This window comes from uncultured Lacinutrix sp., from assembly GCF_947500605.1.
In the GTDB taxonomy this organism is placed as follows: Bacteria; Bacteroidota; Bacteroidia; order Flavobacteriales; family Flavobacteriaceae; genus Lacinutrix.
The window spans coordinates 111,383-131,332 of sequence record NZ_CANMSJ010000002.1; the positions used below are offsets into that span (position 1 = coordinate 111,383).

Here is a 19,950-nt window from a genome sequence, read left to right on the forward strand (position 1 = left end):
TAGCTATGCTTTTCTTATATTTATGTCTTTCTTAACAAACTAATCTTTTTTTTATGACTTTAAAAACGCTTTCTTTAATAAAAACTGTTGCATTATTCTTGCTACTACTCTTCACCTTTTCTACTATTTCTGCACAAGACAACAACCAAAAAAGTGATTTTTGGGAAAACGTGCGTTTTGGAGGTGGCTTAGGATTAAGCACAGGAAGTAAAGTTTTTAGCGCCACTTTAGCACCTAGTGCTATCTACGATTTTAATTCTCAATTCTCTTTAGGTCTAGCATTAAGTGGCACATATTATAGTCAAAAAGATATTGCTAAATCTACTATATTAGGTGCGAGTATAATTAGTTTGTATAACCCTATTAACGAAATTCAATTATCTGCTGAATTTGAACAAAACCATGTAAGCAGAAATTTTGACAATCCCATTTTTATAGACGACAACTATTGGATTCCTGCTTTTTTTGTTGGAGCTGGATACAGAACTAACAATATAACAATAGGTATACGTTACGATTTACTTTATGATGATAACAAAAGTGTTTACGCTAATGCTTGGGTGCCTTTTATTAGAGTTTATTTTTAAAAACCAACAACCTATTATTCCTGAAATAATCAACTATTTTAAATTAAGACAGAACAATCTTAACTAATGACTTTTATCATTTTTTTTATCTGTTTATCAATCTATTTTTGTTCAACAAATAGATAAACCCATGAAAGCAACATTAAAACTAATTTCCGTATTATTTATAACACTACTTATAAGCTGCGGAGGTAAGGAAGAAAAAAAGAAAGAAAAATTTTCTTATCAAAAAAAAGCAATAACAGAACAAACAACAACTCCTAAAACAGAAGAAACACCAGCATCTAAAAAAGTAGATTTAGAAAATAAAGGTGTTGGACCTATTAAATCGGTAGACTTAAGTGCTGCTGTAAACCAAGAAATGGTAGCTCATGGAGCAGATGTATACAAAAAAATGTGTACTGCTTGCCATAGAACAGATAGAAAATTTGTTGGTCCAGCGCCAACAGGAATTTTAAAACGTAGATCTCCGGAATGGGTTATGAATATGATTTTAAATCCTGAACAAATGGTAAAAGAAGATCCTTTAGCTAAAGAATTACTAATAGAGTTTAATGGTTCGCCAATGGTAAACCAAGGACTTACTGAAGAAGATGCTAGAGCTGTTTTAGAATATTTTAGAACACTAAAATAATATACTACTTCTAGAAAATATTCTAAGTAATTTTTATACTTCTAGAAAAATTACTTAGAATATTTATTTTTAAACCAAACCTTTTGCCATTCTCTTTTTAATATTAAAAAGGAAACTTGCTCTGCAAGTATTAAAGTATCGCTACCGTCTAAACTTTTAATTGTATCCTCTGGAACATCAATAATATAAAGAAGGTTTAAATACTCGGCAAATTTTTCTTGAATAAGCTTATAAACGATTTCGTGTAGTAATAGTTTTAAACTTTTAGGCAGAATATCTTCATCGAAATCAAGATCGATATTAGCATATAAAAAATCCTTATTCAATTGAAGAATTAATTTTTTATATAAATTTAATTGATTCGCTTCGTCAATTAAATCTTGAAATGTTTCAGGAAGCTTCATATTATAAGACTTTATACTTTTCTTGTCATTAAAGAATTTCCAAAAGCTTTTAAAAGCTCTTTTTTCTCTTCAGAAATATTTAATGTTTCTAAAACCAAAAAGGCCTTGTTTGTATAATTTTCAATTTCTTTCTGGGTTGCTTCCGCAGATCCACTGCTAACAAAAAATTGTTTTACAGTTTCAATTTTTTCAAAATTATCTTCTAAATTAACAGTGAACAATTGCTCCAACTGTCTTGCTTCAGAAGCATCTAAAAACGCTAAAGCTTTTAAATACAAATACGTCTTTTTATTCTCAATAATATCTCCACCCACTTGTTTTCCAAAAGTTTCAGGATTACCAAAAGCGTCTAAATAATCGTCTTGTAATTGAAATGCAATACCTAACAAACGACCAAATTCGTAAATAGCGTCTTGGTCTTTTTGCGATGCGTTTGCAACAATAGCACCCATTTTCATGGCTGCACCAACTAAAACCGCTGTTTTATACTCAATCATTTTTAAATACTCTGGAATAGTAACATCTTCACGTGTTTCGAAGTCCACATCGTATTGTTGTCCTTCGCAAACCTCTAAAGCGGTTTTGCTAAATAATTTTGCTAAAGCTTGAAATGTTGCTGGTTCGTAATTTTCGAATAATTGATAAGCCATAATAAGCATGGCGTCACCAGATAAAATACCTGTATTAGTATCCCACTTTTCATGCACTGTTTGCTCTCCTCTTCTTAAAGGCGCAGCATCCATAATATCATCATGAACCAACGAAAAATTATGAAACACCTCTATACTTAACGCTGCATCCATCGCTTTTTTATAATCGCAATTAAAAATATCTGCGCTCATTAATGTTAAAACAGGACGTAAACGCTTACCGCCTAGCTTTAAAATATAATTAATAGGGTCGTATAAATTTTTTGGCTCTCGATCTTTATAAAAATTTTCTAAATAGTCTATAAATGTAGCTTGATAATCTTGAGTGTTCTGCATAGCACAAAAATAATGTAAAATAAATTCACCAAATAAAAGATACGTGTTAAGAAAACAATAAAACTTTGGAAACTTTTATTGTTTATAAAGTTTCCTTACGTACATTTGCATTTAAATTAATAAAAGAAGTTATCCGTTTTTTATGCGGAATATTAAAAATGAGAGAGAAAATTATAAATAAATCTGGAGAATTGTTTTTAACACTAGGCTTTAAAAGTGTTACTATGGATGATATTGCCAACGAATTAGGCATATCTAAAAAAACCATTTATCAGCATTTTGATAATAAAACAAAATTAGTAGAAGCAACTACCCTTAGTATCTTCAATAGCGTTTGCGATGGTATAGATTGTATTTGCGAAGCATCGCATAATCCTATAGAAGAATTATACGACATTAAAATGTTTGTGATGAATTATCTTAAAAACGAAAAAACATCACCACAGTTTCAGCTAAAAAAATACTATCCGAAAATACACCAGCAATTACAAATGAAACAATTTGAAAAAATGCATGTTTCAGTAAAAGGAAGCATTCAAAAAGGTGTCGACACAGGTTTATTTAGAGAAAGCATAGATGTAGATTTTATCTCTAGAATGTATTTTAATGGTATGTCTGGTATTAAAGACGAAAATATTTTTCCTTCAACATTATTTACAATGGAATATTTAATGGAAAGCTATTTAGAATATCACCTTAGAGCCATTTGCAGTGAAAAAGGATTACAAACACTTAATAAATTTATTAACACCAATCAATCTTAACTAATGAGAAAATTACTCATATTATTTAGTTTAATTATTAGCACAATTGCATACTCACAAGAAATCAAAACTGAGTTTACTTTACAAGAAGCTATTGATTATGCTTTAGAAAACAACCGACAGTCTAAAAATGCGGCTTTAGATATTGATGCTGCTATTAAACAAAAATGGGAAACTACAGCAACTGGATTACCGCAAATTAGCGCTACAATAGATTATCAAAATGCATTAAAAAGAAACGTTTTTGTTTTTGGAGACCAAATAATACAAGCGGGATCAAAACATACATTAACAGGTACTGCAACATTAAGTCAACTTCTTTTTGATGGCTCTTATCTTGTTGCGCTTCAATCTGCAAAAGTGTATTTAGAAATTTCTGAAAATGCTAAAATTAAAACAGATTTAGAAGTTCGAAAATCGGTTATTAATGCATACGGAAATGTACTTTTAGCAAAAGAAAGTGTTTCTATATTAGAAAGAAACATAGCTGTACTAGAAAAAAACTTGAATGATATTACCAAGATATTCGAGAACGGCTTAGAAGAAGAAGAGAGTGTAGAACAGTTAAAAATTACACTATCTAGCGTAAAAAGCAACCTAAACAACACTTCGCGTTTAAAAGATTTAGCATACCAAATGCTAAATATAACTATTGGTAAACCTATAAACGAGAGTATTGTTGTTGCTGAAAATCTAGATGCTCTAGCTGTAGCAAACATACAATTAGAGTTATTAGATACTACAAACAATGCAGAAAACACAATAGATTATAAAATTGCTGCAAATGACAAAGTCTCTAAAGAACTATTGGTAAAACTCGAAAAAAGTAAAGCATTACCAACATTAAGCGCTTTTGTTAATGGCGGATATTCTGGAAATAGAGAGTCTTTTAACTTTACAAACACAGGCGAAAAATGGTACGGATCTTCAATTTTTGGTGTAAGCTTAAATGTCCCAATTTTTAGTTCAGGTATGAGAAGTGCTGCCACGCAACGTGCTCAAATTAATTTAGAAAAATCTGAAATTAGCTTAACAGAAACCGAGCAAGTACTTAATTTACAAATACAGTCTGCCAAGAGTGATTACCAATTTGCAATTGAAGACTATCAAAACAAAAAAGAAAACCTAGCACTTGCAGAACGTATTGAGAAAAAAAATCAAACTAAATTTTTTGAAGGTATTAGCTCAAGTTTCGATTTAAGACAAGCACAAACCCAATTGTACACTGCGCAACAGGAATTACTTCAAACAATGTTAGATGTTATTACTAAGAAAGCAGAACTAGAAACATTACTAAACACAACTATCTAATCAATTTTACAAAACACTAATTATGAAACATATAATAACACTTTCTTTTTTAGCTATTTTATTAGCCTCTTGTGGTGGAAATAAAAAAAACACAGTCGAAAAAGTTTTAGAAACTAATAACTTAGAAAGTATTAGAACAAAAAGAGCAGAGCTAGTAGCGGAGCAAGATGCGGTTCATTCTAAAATAAAATTATTAGACGACAGAATAAAAACATTAGACACAACTAAAAACATTCCTTTAATTACCACTTTTATAGCCAAAGAAGAGGTTTTTAATCACGTATTAGAATTACAAGGAAATGTAACAACAAAAAACCTTTTAATAATTACTCCAGAGTTTAGTGGTATACTAACAAATGTATATGTAACCGAAGGACAACGCGTATCTAAAGGTCAAATTTTAGCTAAAGTTGATGATGGTGGTTTAAGCCAACAATTGGCACAATATAAGATACAAGCAGATTTAGCGAAAACTACTTTTGAACGTCAAGAACGTTTATGGAATCAAAAAATTGGTAGCGAAATACAATATCTACAAGCAAAATCATCTTACGAGGCGCAACAGCAAGCTATTAACCAATTACAACAACAATTAAACAAAACAACGGTTAGAGCACCATTTAGCGGGACTATTGATGATGTTATTACCGAAAAAGGAAGTGTTGTTGGAGCTGGTCAAACACCATTAATACAAATTGTAAACTTAGACAAGATGTATATTGAAACAGATGTGCCAGAAAGCTATGTAGCAGATGTTGTAAAAGGTAAAAATGTAACAGTCGAGTTTCCAATTTTAGGAAAAACAATAGATACAAAAATCCGTCAAGCAGGAGATGTTATTAATCCAGCAAACAGAACTTTTAAAGTAGAAATCGATGTTCCTAATAAAGACAAAAGTGTTAAACCTAACTTAACAGCAAGACTTAAAATTAACGATTACACAAACCCAAAAGCCATTTTAGTACCACAAAGTATTATTTCGGAAAATGCAGATGGTGAGCAGTATGTTTATGTTGTAAAAAACAAGAAAGAAAATAACGAAGGAGAAGTAACCAAAGTTATTATTAAAACAGGAAGAACACAAGGTGATGTTATCGAGGTTTTAGCAAACATAGAAAATGGCACAGAGCTTATAAAAGAAGGAGCACGTAGTGTTAAAGATGGACAAACCGTTAAAGTAATAAACTACTAAACCAAAAAACATGACTAAAAAGAAAAAACAAGTCGATAAAGAATTTGGTTTATCATCCTGGGCAATTAACAACAAAACCACAATGTATGTGCTAATTGCTGTAATCTTTTACTTAGGTATTGCTGCCTTTTTCAGTATGCCTAGAGAAAACTTTCCGGAAGTAAACGAAACCAAAATTTACGTTAGCTCTATCTACCCAGGAAACACTGCTGAGGATATTGAAAAACTAATTACAGATCCCTTAGAAGACAAATTAAAAACAGTAAGTAATGTTGTAGAAATAACCTCAACATCTCAAGAAGATTACTCGATGTTAATTGTAGAGTTTGACGAAGGTATTACTGTAGATCAAGCCAAACAAAAGGTTAAAGATGAAATTGATACTGAAACCTCTGGCGAAGATTGGCCAAGCTTTAATGGTGCTAAAGTAGAACCAGATGTATTTGAATTAAGTTTATCTGAAGAAATGCCAATCCTGAACATTAATATTTCAGGAGATTATCCAATTCAAAAATTAAAAGATTTTGCCGAATACCTTCAAGATGATATTGAAGATTTACAGGAAATTAAAAAAGCAGACATACGTGGTGCTCAAGAAAAAGAAGTTGAAGTTGCTGTAGACATCTATAAAATGATGGCTGCACAAGTTACTTTTAACGATATCATTGGTGCTATAAACAATGGAAACTTAACCATGTCTGCAGGTAATTTAAAAGCAAGCGGACAACGACGTACTATTAGAGTTTTAGGTGAGATTGAAAAACCATCAGAATTAGAAAACTTTGTGGTTAAATCTGAAAAAGGAAAATCTATTTACCTAAAGGATATTGCAACGGTCTCTTTTCAAGAAGAAGACCATACTACTTTTGCTAGAGAATACGGAGAACCAGTTGTTATGCTAGATGTTAAAAAACGTGCTGGTAAAAACATGGTTGCTGCTGCAGAGCAAATTCAGGTTATTGTTGCAGATGCTATCGCTAATGTATTTCCTCCAGATTTAAAAGTAACAATTACTAACGATCAGTCTTCAAAAACAATTGGTCAAGTAGACGATTTAGTTAACAATATTATTTTTGGTGTTATACTGGTAGTAACCGTTTTAATGTTCTTTTTAGGATTTAAAAACGCATTATTTGTTGGTTTTGCTATTCCAATGTCCATGTTTATGTCTTTAATGATATTAGAGTTACTTGGACAAAGTTTAAATACAATGGTTCTTTTTGGTCTTATTATGGGACTAGGAATGCTGGTTGATAACGGTATTGTGGTTGTAGAAAACGTGTACCGTTTAATGGAAGACGAAGGTATGGGCAGGATTGAAGCTGCCAAGAAAGGTATTGGAGAAATTGCGTTTCCTATTATTATCTCAACAGCAACAACTGTTGCAGCCTTTACACCATTAGCCTTCTGGCCAGGAATTATGGGAGAATTCATGAAGATTTTACCAATAACATTATCTGTTGTATTAGGATCTTCCTTATTTGTAGCCATATTTTTCAACTCGGTATTAGTCTCAAAATTTATGACTATTGAAGATAAGGATATGCCTTTAAAACAAATTATTAGAACAACAATAATAGTGGGTCTTTTTGGTGTTCTTATTCTATTATTTGGAGGAACTTACAAAGGATTAGGTACCGTAATGATTTTTACAGCTATAATGCTTTGGGCTTACCGTTTCTTTATACGTAAATGGGCAAATAGCTTCCAAAATAAAGCTTTAGTAAATTTAGAAAACTGGTACGAGCGTCAATTACGTGGTTCTCTTTCAGGTTGGAGACCCTATATTTTAAGTATTGGTACATTTCTATTATTAATAGCTTCTTTTATTGCTTTTGGTATTTCATTAAGTACACAAAGAACAAAAGTTGAGTTTTTTCCAGATAACAAGCCAAATCAAATTATTGTTTACATAGAATACCCTCAAGGTACAGCTATTGAAAAAACAAATGCTATTACAAAAGAAATTGAAAAACGTGTATTTACTGTTCTTAACCAAGACCAATATATGCTTAATGGTAAAAACTTTTTAGTAGAAAGTACCGTTTCTCAAGTTGGTGAAGGTGCAGGAAATCCTCAAACCGATGGTGGTTCTGCTGCCGAAATGCCTCATAAAGGTAAGATTACTGCATCCATGCGTGATTTTAAATTTAGAAAAGGAGAAGATAGTGAGTTATTGCGCCAAAAAGTACAAGCTGCATTAGTTGGTATTTATCCTGGTGTTTTAATTTCTGTTGAAAAAGATGCCAATGGACCGCCTGCTGGATCACCAATTAACATAGAAATTGAAGGTAACGACTACAATGAGCTTATTGCAACTGCAGAAAATATGCGTGAGTTTATTAACACAAAAAGTATTGCTGGTGTCGATGAACTTAAAATAGATGTTAATAAGGACAAGCCAACAATGCGAGTTACCATCGACAGAGAAAAAGCTGGAGAATTAGGTATTAGTGCAGCACAAGTAGGACAACAATTACGTAGTTCTATCTTTGGTTCTAAAGCTGGTATTTATAAAGAAGACGGCGACGATTTTGATATATATGTACGTTTTAACGAAGAAAACAGATACAATAAAAGCGCTTTATTTAATCAAAACATTACGTTTAGAGATAATACTGGACAAATAAAAAGTGTTCCCATTTCTGCTGTTACTAAATACGAAAACAATTCAGGATTTAGTGCCATTAAACACAAAGACACAAAACGTGTTGTAACCGTTTATTCTGCATTATCACCAGGTTTTACAGATGCCGCCGCTATAGTAAATCAAATTCAAAACGAAATGAAAGCTTATGAAGGCTTGCCTAACGGAATAAAAATTGATTACACAGGTCAAATTGAAGAGCAAAACAAACAAATGATCTTTTTAGTTGGTGCCTTTTTTACTGGATTAGGATTAATCTTTTTTATCTTAATATTCCAATTTAATTCGGTTTCTAAACCAACAATAATAATGATCGCTATTTTCCTTAGTTTTATTGGTGTCTTTGGTGGTATTGTAATTTCAGGAAGCGCATTTGTTATCATGATGACCATGGTTGGTATTATATCACTAGCCGGGATTGTAGTAAATAATGGTGTGGTGCTGTTAGATTATGCACAATTGCTTATAGATAGAAAGAAAGCAGAATTAGATTTAGAAAAAGAAGATTACTTATCTAACGAAGATCTTTTCGAAAGTATTGTAAAAGCAGGTAAGGCACGTTTAAGACCAGTATTATTAACCGCTATTACTACCATTTTTGGATTAATACCGTTAGCCATTGGTTTAAACATTAACTTCTTTACACTGTTTGCAGACTTCGACCCAAATATTTACATGGGTGGAGATAACGTTGTTTTTTGGGGACCACTAGCTTGGACAGTAATATATGGTTTATTAATAGCTACTTTCTTAACATTAATTGTAGTTCCAATATTATTTTTCTTGTCTGTGAAATTCAAAATGTGGTTAAAGAGTAAATTTTCTTCAGATGAAAAAGAAGAAATAATTACTCTCGAAACTATAAATGAAGAGTAATTTATCAATTACTTAAATACTATAAACGATTTAAACAAAAAATCCGAAGTCTTTACTTCGGATTTTTTACTTTTGCAATTCTAATAAAATATTATGTACAGAAGTCATAACTGTGGTGAATTAACTGCATCGCATATAAATACAGAAGTAACCCTTTCAGGATGGGTTCAAAAATCAAGAGATAAAGGTTTTATTGCTTGGGTAGATTTACGTGATCGTTACGGAATTACTCAACTTGTTTTTGATGAAGAAAGAACCTCTAAAGACATGCTTGAAAAAGCACAAAAATTAGGGCGTGAGTTTGTTATACAGGTTAAAGGAACTGTAATTGAACGTGCTTCAAAAAATCCTAATATGCCAACAGGTGATATTGAGATTTTAGTTTCAGAATTAAACATTTTAAACGAAGCGCTTTTACCTCCTTTTACTATCGAAGATAAAACCGATGGTGGAGAAGATATTAGAATGAAATATCGCTACTTAGACATTAGACGTAATCCAGTAAAAAACAGTCTTATTTTTAGAGCTAAAGTAACTCAAGAAGTAAGAAACTATTTATCTAACGGTGGTTTTATAGAAGTTGAAACGCCTTATTTAATTAAATCTACACCAGAAGGTGCTCGTGATTTTGTTGTGCCTTCTCGTATGAATGAAGGTGAATTTTACGCATTACCACAATCACCTCAAACATTTAAGCAATTGCTTATGGTTGGTGGAATGGATAAATATTTTCAGATTGTAAAATGTTTTAGAGATGAAGATTTACGTGCAGACAGACAGCCAGAATTCACGCAAATTGATTGCGAAATGGCATTTGTTGAGCAAGAAGATATTTTAAATGTTTTTGAAGGTTTAACACGTCACTTACTTAAAGAGGTTAATGGTGTTGAAGTAGATAAATTCCCACGCATGCTTTACGACGATGCTATGCGTTTATACGGAAACGACAAACCAGATATTAGATTTGGGATGGAGTTTGGCGAATTAAACGAAGTAACACAACATAAAGAATTTGGTGTTTTTAATAGTGCAGAATTAGTTGTTGGTATTGCTGTTCCTGGAGGAAACGCTTACACAAGAAAAGAAATAGATAAAATAATTGATTGGGTAAAGCGTCCACAAGTTGGTGCTTTAGGCATGATTTATTCTCGTTGTAATGACGATGGAACATATAAATCTTCTGTAGATAAATTCTACGATCAAGACGATTTAGCAAAATGGGCAGAAATTACAGGTGCAAAAGCAGGCGATTTAGTTTGTGTACTATCTGGAGAAACTAATAAAGTACGTGCGCAATTAAGTGCTTTACGTATGGAATTAGCAACACGTTTAGGCTTAAGAGATCCAAAAGTATTTGCTCCACTATGGGTAATTGATTTCCCATTATTAGAGTTAGATGAAGAAACTGGTCATTATCACGCAATGCACCATCCATTTACCTCTCCAAAACCAGGTCAAATAGAATTATTAGACACTAATCCTGGAGATGTAAAAGCTAACGCTTACGATTTAGTTTTAAACGGAAACGAAATTGGTGGTGGATCTATACGTATACACGATAAAGCGACACAAGCGATCATGTTAAAACACTTAGGTTTTAGCGATGAAGATGCAAAAGCTCAGTTTGGTTTCTTAATGGATGCTTTCGAATATGGTGCTCCTCCACATGGTGGTTTAGCCTTTGGTTTAGATAGATTGGTTGCTATTTTAGGCGGACAAGAAACAATTAGAGATTTTATTGCTTTCCCTAAAAACAATTCTGGTCGCGATGTAATGATCGATGCTCCTGCTCCAATTGATGACGCTCAATTAAAAGAATTAAATTTAAAGCTTGATTTGTAGTTAATACCTTCAAGTTAACTGTTTATATATTAATCCCGCTTTTCGCGGGATTTTTTTATTAGATTAGATTTATGAAACGAAAGAAGGTTTTAAAAATAGTAGGAATAGTTATAGGAGCCATACTTATTGTCATTGCAGCTTTATCTGCATTTGGTTATTATATGATGTATTATAGTTTATTGCCTAATGAAGGTGAATTTAAACACGATGCACATTATATAAATCCTGAAGAAGCCATTTTAAATGATGACTTTAACGTTTGTAATGAAAACTATATTTTTCAGTATTATAATCAGTCTGAAGTATTACCATATTTAAATGGCAAAAATGGCTTTAGAGATTATATAAATAAAAACTATGAAAATCGAAATTATTCAGATTCCGGGTATTTCAATATTAGATTTATTATTAATTGTGAAGGAAAAGCAGGACGATTTATAATGCATGAAAACAATCTTGATTTAGAACCACAAGCATTTAATTCAGATTTAAAAAAACAACTTATTAATTTAACTACAAGCGTTAAAGAATGGCAACCTATATTTCTTTTCGAAAAAAATAGAGATGCATATATGTACGTTTCATACCGAATAGAAAATGGAGAAATCACTGAAATTATTCCTTAGTATAAGCTGTTTTATTTTTATCTTTTCATGTAGTAGTAAAAGAGAAAAATCTGAAGCCACATATAATCGAGCCATACAATATCCGCAAGGCTCTATGATGAGTATTAATGGCATAAAAAGAGCTACAGAAATAGACTCTACCAATGAGCAAGCAGTCTACGAACTATCCGTAGCTTATTTAAAACGCGGCTTACCTCACAAATGGTTGCCACAATACAACAAAGCTGTAAAACTAGATTCTGTAACAAGAATTCCTTGGCGTGGTTATCTATATTTATGGTTTTACAGAGATTACAAAAAAGCTATTGCCGATTTTGATGCCAGCGATACGTTAACACCAAATTTTATAGATGCGCCTCAAGGGCACAGTGTAGATTACTGGAGAGGAATTGCTTATTTAGGTTTAAACGATTTTAAAAACTCTAACGCTTATTTTGAAAAAAACATAGCAAAAGAAACAGAAGAATTTGGCGAAGACTATGTTGATTTAACAGCTTTTCTATACAACGGTATTTCTTATTTTGAAGCAGGTAATTATGAAAAAGCACTTTTAAATTTCAACAAACAATTACAATACTCTCGTAACCTAAGCGCCGACGCTAAATATTATAAAGCACAAATTTTCAATGCAGAAGGTGACAACGAAAAAGCTTTAAAAATTATTAATGAAGCCATAGACGATTTTAATCAAGGTTATAGCAACAAGCGTGCGTATGTGGAAACGATGAAACAAATTTATATTCAAGATTTAACCGAACTCAAGTTTAAAATTGAAAACCTATAAATTCTTTTAATATTAAAATCCTGCTTCTCGCAGGATTTTTTGTTACTTTGATTTAAGTAACAAATCATGCCAAAAAAAACACTACTTAAGCGCATTTTAATTTGGAGGTATAAACATATCTCACAAAAAAACTTTGTCTTTATATTAAGTGTTTTGGTAGGTCTTTTTGCTGGAATTGCATCGGTAACTCTTAAAAACCTAACTTTTACCATACAAGCCGCTTTAGAAAAAGGTATTATTTTTTCTCAAAAGCAACTCTATTTTATTCTCCCTTTTATTGGTTTGCTTTCGGTCTATTTAATAAAGAAATACTTTTTTAGAAAAGCATTTAATCCTGCAACTCCAACATTTATTAAAAGAGCTATTCCGTCGTTATTATACTCTCTATTAAGACAAAAAGGATTATTATCTTATAAGTTAATATTTCATCCTTTAATTATGGCACCGTTAACAGTTGGTTTTGGAGGTTCGGTTGGGTTATTAGGTCCTGCAATTACATCGGGCTCTGCTATAAGTTCTAATTTAAGTAGACTGCTTCATATCGATAAAAAAACAAGAACGTTACTTATTGCCTGTGCAACAGCTGGAGCCATGGCATCTATGTTTAAATCGCCAATTGCTGCAATTGTTTTCGCCGTAGAAGTCTTTAGTTTAGATTTAACATTCGCATCATTATTACCACTTTTAATAGCTTCTATATCTTCGGTATTAACATCCTATTTTTTTCTAGGAGACGAGGTGCTTTTCAACTTTACAATAACAGATAAATTTACCATTAACGATACGCTATTTTTTATAGCATTAGGCATTTGCACAGGCGTAGCTTCTTTATATTTCACAAAAATATACTTTGCTATTTATTCCTTTTTTGAGCAATTTAAAACACGCTTTTTAAAATTACTTGTTGGTGGTTTTTCTATTGGTACCATGTTATATTTTATCCCACCTCTTTATGGTGAAGGTTTAAGTTTTACCAAAGATTTATTTGACGGTAATCATTTACACGCCTTAGGCTCATCATTTTTCGATGATTATTTAGACAACATCTGGGTTGTAATTGCTTTACTTATTGGTTTCACAATATTTAAAGCCATTGCCATGACTACAACTTTTGCTGCAGGTGGTGTTGGCGGTGTTATTGTACCAACCATGGTAATGGGAAGTGCTTTAGGAAATGTTGCTGCTAAGATTATTAATAATTTAGGTTTAGGACATCAAGTTTCTGAAGCTAATTTCACCTTAGTTGGTATGGCTGGTTTAATTGCAGGAGTAATTCATGCGCCTTTAACTGCTATTTTCTTGATTGCTGAAATTACCGGTGGTTACGAATTGTTTATCCCGTTAATGATTACGGTTGCCATTTCGTATATGATTACAAAAAACTATATGGAGCATACCATATTTACTAAAGAATTAGCAGAAAGAGGCGATTTACTAACGGACGATAAAGATCAAAACGTTTTAACATTAATGAGAATTGATGCCATTATTGAAAAAAACTTTGTGCAACTACATCCAGAAATGTCTTTAGGCGAAATGTTACATGAAGGTGTTGCTAAATCTAATAGAAATTTATTTCCGGTTACAAACACCAAAAGCGAACTCGTAGGTATTATACTCTTAGATGATATTAGAACTGTTATGTTCGATCAATCTTTATACGAATGTACAAGTGCCGAAACTTTTATGCATAACCCACCTGATTACATTATCTACGAAAAAGATACCATGCAAAAGGTTATGAAAAAATTTCAAAGTTCTGGAGCTTGGAATTTGCCTGTAATTAAAAACGGGAAGTATGTTGGTTTTGTTTCTAAATCGAAACTACTTACAGCTTATAGACAACAATTAATTAATGTGTCTTCTTAGCAGTTAATTTTGATTAATTTTGCAATACAATATCTTATAAAAATGAAATATATTATCTGGTTTTTCTTTATTGCAGCTTTCACCTCTATAATCTGTGGTTACGCTTTAGATGTTTCGTACTCTCAAAAGCTAATTGGTTATGGTGTTTTAGGCTTCTTTTTTATTGTAATTCCTTTGTTTTCATGGTACAGTTGGAAAGATAAGAATCCTAAAGACTACATGTTAAATAAAGAGAATTTAGATAAAATGCGTGAACGCGAAAACCGAAAAAAATAATATACTCTCTGTACACTTATTCGTGCTAAATAACTAATTCAAGTTTCGTCTTTCAACAAAAAAACGTTTCATTAGCTTAGACGCTTCTTCTTCAAGAATACCTCCTTCTATTTTAGTTTTAGGATGGAGCTTAGTTTTTAAGTTAATACAACCACGATCTTCATCCCTAGCAGCATAAACTATTTTAGAAATCTGACTCCAATACAAAGCACCTGCACACATTTGGCAAGGTTCTAAAGTCACATACAAAGTGCAATTTTTTAAATATTTTCCGCCTAAAAAATTGGCAGCCGCTGTAATAGCTTGCATTTCTGCATGCGCAGTAACATCGTTTAAAAGCTCTGTAAGGTTATGTGCTCTAGCTATAATTCTATCTTCAATAACAATAACAGCACCAACAGGAATCTCTCCTTTTTCGTAAGCTGCTTCTGCTTCTTGCAATGCTCTTTGCATGAAATATTTGTCGTCGTATGGTTTTATCATTTTATAAAAATAAAAAAGGCAACCATAAAAATGATTGCCTTTTCAATATTTGTTTAAAAATTATTTCTAATTTTTAAGAATCTTATCATTTGTATTAATTCCTTCTCCTTTAATAGTAAGAATATACATTCCAGATTGTAATGCGCTAATATTTAATTGAGCATCTGAAGATAGATTAGCGTTTTTAGTTAACACTATTCTGCCATTAATATCTGTTAATGTCATTGTAACATCTCCAAAACTCTTCTTAACCTTAATGTTCAACACATTATTAGCTGGATTAGGGAAAATTGAGTAATTAGAAGTTTTAAATTCATCTACACTTAAACTTGTACAGTTTTGTAAAGATGCATCTGTATCTGGAGGAGTATCGAAATTCTCTACCTGATCTGTTCTTGATCCAAAAGAACCTTGTGAGGCAGTAAACCCAACACCTCTAGCGGCAAAAGCTTCCCATATCATACATTGATCCTCTCCACCTGTTATTGCCATATCAGCTGCTAAAATTCCATTTCTACCAGCAACAAATCCAGCGTTACAACCTTGTAGTTTAATGCCATCTATAACCAACTGCATTATTTTATTATTTCCTCCTGATCCATTATATACATCCGCATCAAATCCATACTTCTCTATATATTTCCATGTTAAATCCCATAAAACTGTTGCCCATACAGTTCCTATACCGTGAGGTTGTGAAATTGTTGTTACATCATTAGTACTTGCGTAAGTTAAACCGTTTATTGATGTATCTGTGCTATAAGGAGCTGGTCTAATACCAGGGCCATCTAATCCTTGTCCAGATGAATATGTAACAAAACCTCTAGCATCAGTAGGTTGATCTGTAGCTTTCATTGTTATCATCATTCCAAACCAGTCTGACCATCCTTCTCCCATTTGCTCAGCATTACCTAAACAATTAGAGTTTGATGCTCCTCCTGCAAGTCTTGTAGATATACCATGACCATATTCATGAGCAACAATCTCATTATCTAAACTACCGTCTACCAATGCTCTAAAAATAGTTGCATTAATTACTGTGTTATTTTGTAAAGCTAATATTAGTTCTTCACCATCTGCATTATTAATAAATATAGAAGGTATTGTAAATGCTGGATTAGTTAATCCTGCCATATTAACATATTCTGTATAAGTTGGATCGTTTGTCGGATTGTTATGATTAACCATAATAACTCCTACCGCTCCTGCATTTTGAGCATTTTGAATTTTTGCAGTAAAATTACAACTACCTCTTTTAATTACTGCTATTTTACCATTTAACTCTGCTCCATTTATAAGCGCATTACAACCTTCTGATGAAGTCGCTCCCGTACCATCATCTACAATAACAAGATCTGCCGTTACTGGTATATTAGATGGTCCCGTTATATTATTATCTACATCATTTGGAGGGATAGAAGCAACCACCTCTCCTAATAGTGTTCCTCCAGAATTAATATTTAGTGGGCTACTATTTGTGTCCCATAAAAACATTTGCATTCCTGGATTAAAACCATCTGGTGGTGTGCTAAAATTTGCATTATTGAAAGCGATTCCATCCTGACCATCTGCTATAACATAATCGTTTTGAGCTCCACCATTTCCGTAATTATTTTGCTGAAAATTACCACTAACCTCATCAAAACCATACTGATACCATACGTCATGCATGATATTATTTATATAAAATAAATTAGTTAAAGACAAGTCTTGAAACTCTGTTGGCCTTAAAGTTATAGCTGAAGAAGAATAATCAAAATTTAAAGTAGCTCCTCCATTTGGAGCTGCTCCAAAACCATCATTCCCGTTTTGATCTTCTTGAGCATAAACATTATTACCTCTAGTAATATTAAATTCGGCTCCAGTCACTCCATTTGTATCATGCCACCCAAATGGAGAAGCTATGATATTAGCTGGTTCTGAAACTAAAGTTAGAGGCCCATCAGTTGGATTTTTAAAAGGAATAGGAAACACACTATATTGAGAACCATCTACCATCATAGAGGTAGATTTAAATAAGTTAAACGTATCATCCTCATTAGCTTCATGATTTGTATGACCTAGATGATTTCCATCACCAAAATTACAGCTAACAACCCAATCATTAGTGTCTAAAATTTGACCATTAACAGCATCAACTCTTACACTATACCAGTTTTTTCCATTTAAAGACTGAATATTTAAATCCCATGCTAATTTTATTTCTCCATTTTCAATTGGTTGATACACCAAAGTAACAGGAATGTTAACTTTAGACACGTTACCTGTAGAAAACTCATAGTTATTATTAGAACTATTAATCAGTACTAAATCAGAAAGGCTTCCTAAGTTATAGTGATTTACAACCGTATTAATTGCTCCTTCTGCATTAATCGTAGGAGTAACCGTATTGATTTTTGTTTCAATATCGCTAATCAAACCATTAGCATAATAAAATACATAGTTGTCTTTTACAGCAACACTTGAAACTGCATTATGTATTTTCACACCTTGGTAGCCTTGATTAACATAGACATGATTAATTCTAGTTTTTTTAGAAAAATAGGCATCCGTTACCAATAAGTTAGATAGATCATTCTCTAATAAATCATATTTTTCTTTATTTTGGTCTAACCAATTTTGAATTAGCGAACCAAATTGGTTATCATTTAGCTCATTTTGTGCTTGTCCCTGTTGGAAAACAAACAAAAATACAGTAGCAATTAAGCCAAGAATGTAATTTTTCTTCATAATATTGTAATAGTTTTATAGTATTTCTTATATACAAGTCTCAAATATAGCAAGTAACTTACAATTATTTCAATATTAAGCTTAATTTACTGATAATATCTTTAAACTCAACCTGTGTTTTTAATAATTTCACAAATTCTTTAATCGCATAATGCATAAAAAACTATTAAATTCTATTGGTACTTTAGAATCATTACGAAACCTAAAACAAGAAGAACTTTCTCTTTTAACCAAAGAATTACGCACATTTATTATTGAGGCAGTTGCTGCAAAGGCTGGACATTTAGGTGCTAGCTTAGGAGTAGTTGAACTAACAATTGCAATTCATTATGTTTTTAACACTCCAAAAGATGAACTAATTTGGGATGTTGGACACCAAGCTTATGGTCACAAAATATTAACCGGAAGAAAAGACCTATTCGATACCAATAGACAAAAAAATGGTATTAGTGGTTTCCCTAAACGAAGTGAAAGTGTTTTTGACAGTTTTGGAGTTGGACATTCCTCTACATCTATTTCTGCAGCTCTAGGAATGGCAGTTGCATCTAAATTAAAAGGTGATTTAAAAAAACAGCATATTGCTGTAATAGGTGATGCATCCATAGCTAGCGGGATGGCTTTTGAAGGCTTAAACCATGCTGGAGTAACAAACTGCAACTTACTGGTTATTTTAAATGACAACGCCATTGGCATTGATCCAAGTGTTGGTGCTCTTAAACAATACTTTACCAATGTAAAAAAAGGCACTCAAAAACAAGATAATATTTTTGAAGCTTTAAATTTCGATTATTCTGGACCTATTGATGGACACAATTTACCTCTTTTAATTTCAGAATTAAACCGTTTAAAAAACGTAAATGGCCCTAAATTCTTGCATATTATTACAACCAAGGGTAAAGGGTTACGTCAGGCTGAGGAAAATCAAGTTACCTATCATGCTCCTGGCAAATTTGACCCAAAAACTGGAGATTTATATAATCAAATAGACTCTATTCAGCCTCCAAAATTTCAAGATGTTTTTGGTTATACTATTGTAGAACTGGCTCACCAAAATAAAAATATAATAGGTATTACTCCTGCTATGCCAACAGGGAGCTCATTAAAATACATGATGGAAAAAATTCCTGAACGTGCATTTGATGTGGGTATTGCAGAGCAACACGCTGTGACTTTTGCTGCAGGTCTAGCAACACAAGGCATGGTACCATTTTGTAATATATACTCTACATTTTTACAACGTGCTTATGACCAAGTCATACATGATGTAGCAATACAAAGCTTACCTGTTATTTTTTGCTTAGATCGTGCCGGTTTAGTAGGTGAAGATGGAGCAACTCATCATGGAGTTTTTGACATAGCCTATTTACGTTGCATACCAAACCTTATTATTTTTGCACCTAGAAATGAAATAGAATTACGCAACATTATGTATACAGCTCAATTAGGTTTAAAACAACCTATAGCTATAAGGTATCCAAGAGGAAGAGGATTTAATATTGAATGGAAACAACCTTTTTCTAAAATAAAAATTGGCAAAGGTTATTGTCTTAAAAAAGGAACAAAAACGGCTATTCTTTCTATTGGAAGTATAGCTCAAAATATCACTAAAGCGTTAGAGTTAATAGAAGATACTACTCTATTTTCTCACTTCGACATGCGTTTTGTAAAACCGTTAGATCTTGAAATGTTACATGATATATTTAAAAGCCATGAAACAATAGTAACAATTGAAGACTCTTCAATAAAAGGAGGTTTTGGCAGTGCTATTGCGGAATTTTCTGCAGAACACAATTACACAAATAAAATAATAACGAAAGGAATTCCCGATACTTTTATAGAACATGGCACAATTTTAGAATTACAACAATCTCTACATCTTGACCCAAAAAGCTTAAGTTTATTCTTAAAAAAAATGACAGACTAATATTTATTTAGTCTG

At 32.2% G+C, this 19,950-nt stretch carries 16 protein-coding genes; 12 read left to right on the forward strand and 4 right to left on the reverse strand.

Translation table 11 applies throughout. The features are described 5' to 3' along the window. The first annotated feature begins 53 nt into the window (after window positions 1-53). Together Q0935_RS03715 and Q0935_RS03720 are read left to right on the forward strand one after the other, a co-directional pair. Window positions 54-587 (forward strand): alpha-ketoglutarate decarboxylase, encoded by a 534-nt coding sequence (locus Q0935_RS03715; protein WP_299249488.1) that lies wholly within the window; start codon window positions 54-56, stop codon window positions 585-587. A gap of 130 nt (window positions 588-717) precedes the next feature. Then, the gene (locus Q0935_RS03720) at window positions 718-1,221 is read left to right on the forward strand and encodes a cytochrome c (RefSeq protein WP_299249485.1); all 504 of its coding nucleotides are present in this window, start codon (window positions 718-720) and stop codon (window positions 1,219-1,221) included. Between the two features lie 50 nt (window positions 1,222-1,271). Here Q0935_RS03720 and Q0935_RS03725 read toward each other — a convergent pair whose 3' ends face one another. Both Q0935_RS03725 and Q0935_RS03730 read right to left on the reverse strand, forming a co-directional pair. Further along, the gene (locus Q0935_RS03725; RefSeq protein WP_299382514.1) at window positions 1,272-1,625 is read right to left on the reverse strand and encodes a hypothetical protein; all 354 of its coding nucleotides are present in this window, start codon (window positions 1,623-1,625) and stop codon (window positions 1,272-1,274) included. An 11-nt stretch (window positions 1,626-1,636) separates the two neighbouring features. After that, entirely contained in the window at window positions 1,637-2,611 is a 975-nt protein-coding gene (locus tag Q0935_RS03730) for a polyprenyl synthetase family protein (RefSeq protein ID WP_299249479.1), read from the reverse strand. Window positions 2,612-2,769: 158 nt separating this feature from the next. On the opposite strand from Q0935_RS03730, the gene Q0935_RS03735 reads away from it, so the two are divergent. The 9 genes from Q0935_RS03735 to Q0935_RS03775 all read left to right on the forward strand — a co-directional run bounded on the left by Q0935_RS03735 (window position 2,770) and on the right by Q0935_RS03775 (window position 14,798). Beyond that, a complete protein-coding gene (locus Q0935_RS03735; RefSeq protein WP_299249476.1) occupies window positions 2,770-3,375 on the forward strand; it encodes a TetR/AcrR family transcriptional regulator in 606 nt (201 codons plus the stop codon). 3 nt (window positions 3,376-3,378) lie between these two features. Next, window positions 3,379-4,686, forward strand: coding sequence for a TolC family protein (locus Q0935_RS03740; protein WP_299249474.1), 1,308 nt, complete (start codon window positions 3,379-3,381; stop codon window positions 4,684-4,686). Window positions 4,687-4,708: 22 nt separating this feature from the next. Next, window positions 4,709-5,878: an efflux RND transporter periplasmic adaptor subunit gene (locus Q0935_RS03745; protein ID WP_299382516.1), complete on the forward strand. Its 1,170-nt coding sequence runs from the start codon at window positions 4,709-4,711 to the stop codon at window positions 5,876-5,878. 10 nt (window positions 5,879-5,888) lie between these two features. Then, window positions 5,889-9,401 carry an efflux RND transporter permease subunit gene (locus Q0935_RS03750; RefSeq protein ID WP_299249465.1) on the forward strand — a complete coding sequence of 1,171 codons (3,513 nt, stop codon included), beginning with the start codon at window positions 5,889-5,891 and terminating at the stop codon, window positions 9,399-9,401. Window positions 9,402-9,494: 93 nt separating this feature from the next. Beyond that, on the forward strand, window positions 9,495-11,243 hold the full coding sequence (gene aspS, locus Q0935_RS03755) for an aspartate--tRNA ligase (RefSeq protein ID WP_299249460.1): 1,749 nt from the start codon (window positions 9,495-9,497) through the stop codon (window positions 11,241-11,243). Window positions 11,244-11,314: 71 nt separating this feature from the next. Then, on the forward strand, window positions 11,315-11,869 hold the full coding sequence (locus tag Q0935_RS03760; protein ID WP_299382519.1) for a hypothetical protein: 555 nt from the start codon (window positions 11,315-11,317) through the stop codon (window positions 11,867-11,869). Further along, complete coding sequence (locus tag Q0935_RS03765) at window positions 11,841-12,653, forward strand: hypothetical protein (protein WP_299249454.1); 813 nt, start codon at window positions 11,841-11,843, stop codon at window positions 12,651-12,653. Before Q0935_RS03760 ends, Q0935_RS03765 begins: the two co-directional genes overlap by 29 nt. A gap of 66 nt (window positions 12,654-12,719) precedes the next feature. After that, a complete protein-coding gene (locus Q0935_RS03770; RefSeq protein WP_299249452.1) occupies window positions 12,720-14,522 on the forward strand; it encodes a chloride channel protein in 1,803 nt (600 codons plus the stop codon). Window positions 14,523-14,564: 42 nt separating this feature from the next. Then, the gene (locus Q0935_RS03775; protein WP_299249450.1) at window positions 14,565-14,798 is read left to right on the forward strand and encodes a hypothetical protein; all 234 of its coding nucleotides are present in this window, start codon (window positions 14,565-14,567) and stop codon (window positions 14,796-14,798) included. A gap of 33 nt (window positions 14,799-14,831) precedes the next feature. On the opposite strand, the gene Q0935_RS03780 is transcribed toward Q0935_RS03775, so the two are convergent. Then, window positions 14,832-15,281, reverse strand: a complete 450-nt coding sequence (locus Q0935_RS03780; RefSeq protein WP_299249449.1) for a nucleoside deaminase — start codon at window positions 15,279-15,281, stop codon at window positions 14,832-14,834. 66 nt (window positions 15,282-15,347) lie between these two features. Further along, window positions 15,348-18,011: a T9SS-dependent M36 family metallopeptidase gene (locus Q0935_RS03785; RefSeq protein WP_299382521.1), complete on the reverse strand. Its 2,664-nt coding sequence runs from the start codon at window positions 18,009-18,011 to the stop codon at window positions 15,348-15,350. 151 nt (window positions 18,012-18,162) lie between these two features. On the opposite strand from Q0935_RS03785, the gene dxs reads away from it, so the two are divergent. Further along, the gene (dxs, locus tag Q0935_RS03790; protein WP_299382523.1) at window positions 18,163-19,935 is read left to right on the forward strand and encodes a 1-deoxy-D-xylulose-5-phosphate synthase; all 1,773 of its coding nucleotides are present in this window, start codon (window positions 18,163-18,165) and stop codon (window positions 19,933-19,935) included. Window positions 19,936-19,950 lie beyond the last annotated feature (15 nt).

What these genes read in the sequence shown, in the direction of transcription:
- Q0935_RS03715 (WP_299249488.1), top strand. Translation starts at nt 54, where the DNA reads ATGACTTTAAAAACGCTTTCTTTAATAAAAACTGTTGCATTATTCTTG.
- Q0935_RS03730 (WP_299249479.1), bottom strand. Translation starts at nt 2,611, where the DNA reads ATGCAGAACACTCAAGATTATCAAGCTACATTTATAGACTATTTAGAA.
- Q0935_RS03740 (WP_299249474.1), top strand. Translation starts at nt 3,379, where the DNA reads ATGAGAAAATTACTCATATTATTTAGTTTAATTATTAGCACAATTGCA.
- Q0935_RS03720 (WP_299249485.1), top strand. Translation starts at nt 718, where the DNA reads ATGAAAGCAACATTAAAACTAATTTCCGTATTATTTATAACACTACTT.
- Q0935_RS03770 (WP_299249452.1), top strand. Translation starts at nt 12,720, where the DNA reads ATGCCAAAAAAAACACTACTTAAGCGCATTTTAATTTGGAGGTATAAA.
- Q0935_RS03785 (WP_299382521.1), bottom strand. Translation starts at nt 18,011, where the DNA reads ATGAAGAAAAATTACATTCTTGGCTTAATTGCTACTGTATTTTTGTTT.
- Q0935_RS03745 (WP_299382516.1), top strand. Translation starts at nt 4,709, where the DNA reads ATGAAACATATAATAACACTTTCTTTTTTAGCTATTTTATTAGCCTCT.
- Q0935_RS03760 (WP_299382519.1), top strand. Translation starts at nt 11,315, where the DNA reads ATGAAACGAAAGAAGGTTTTAAAAATAGTAGGAATAGTTATAGGAGCC.
- aspS (WP_299249460.1), top strand. Translation starts at nt 9,495, where the DNA reads ATGTACAGAAGTCATAACTGTGGTGAATTAACTGCATCGCATATAAAT.
- Q0935_RS03725 (WP_299382514.1), bottom strand. Translation starts at nt 1,625, where the DNA reads ATGAAGCTTCCTGAAACATTTCAAGATTTAATTGACGAAGCGAATCAA.
- Q0935_RS03750 (WP_299249465.1), top strand. Translation starts at nt 5,889, where the DNA reads ATGACTAAAAAGAAAAAACAAGTCGATAAAGAATTTGGTTTATCATCC.
- dxs (WP_299382523.1), top strand. Translation starts at nt 18,163, where the DNA reads ATGCATAAAAAACTATTAAATTCTATTGGTACTTTAGAATCATTACGA.
- Q0935_RS03780 (WP_299249449.1), bottom strand. Translation starts at nt 15,281, where the DNA reads ATGATAAAACCATACGACGACAAATATTTCATGCAAAGAGCATTGCAA.
- Q0935_RS03775 (WP_299249450.1), top strand. Translation starts at nt 14,565, where the DNA reads ATGAAATATATTATCTGGTTTTTCTTTATTGCAGCTTTCACCTCTATA.
- Q0935_RS03765 (WP_299249454.1), top strand. Translation starts at nt 11,841, where the DNA reads ATGGAGAAATCACTGAAATTATTCCTTAGTATAAGCTGTTTTATTTTT.
- Q0935_RS03735 (WP_299249476.1), top strand. Translation starts at nt 2,770, where the DNA reads ATGAGAGAGAAAATTATAAATAAATCTGGAGAATTGTTTTTAACACTA.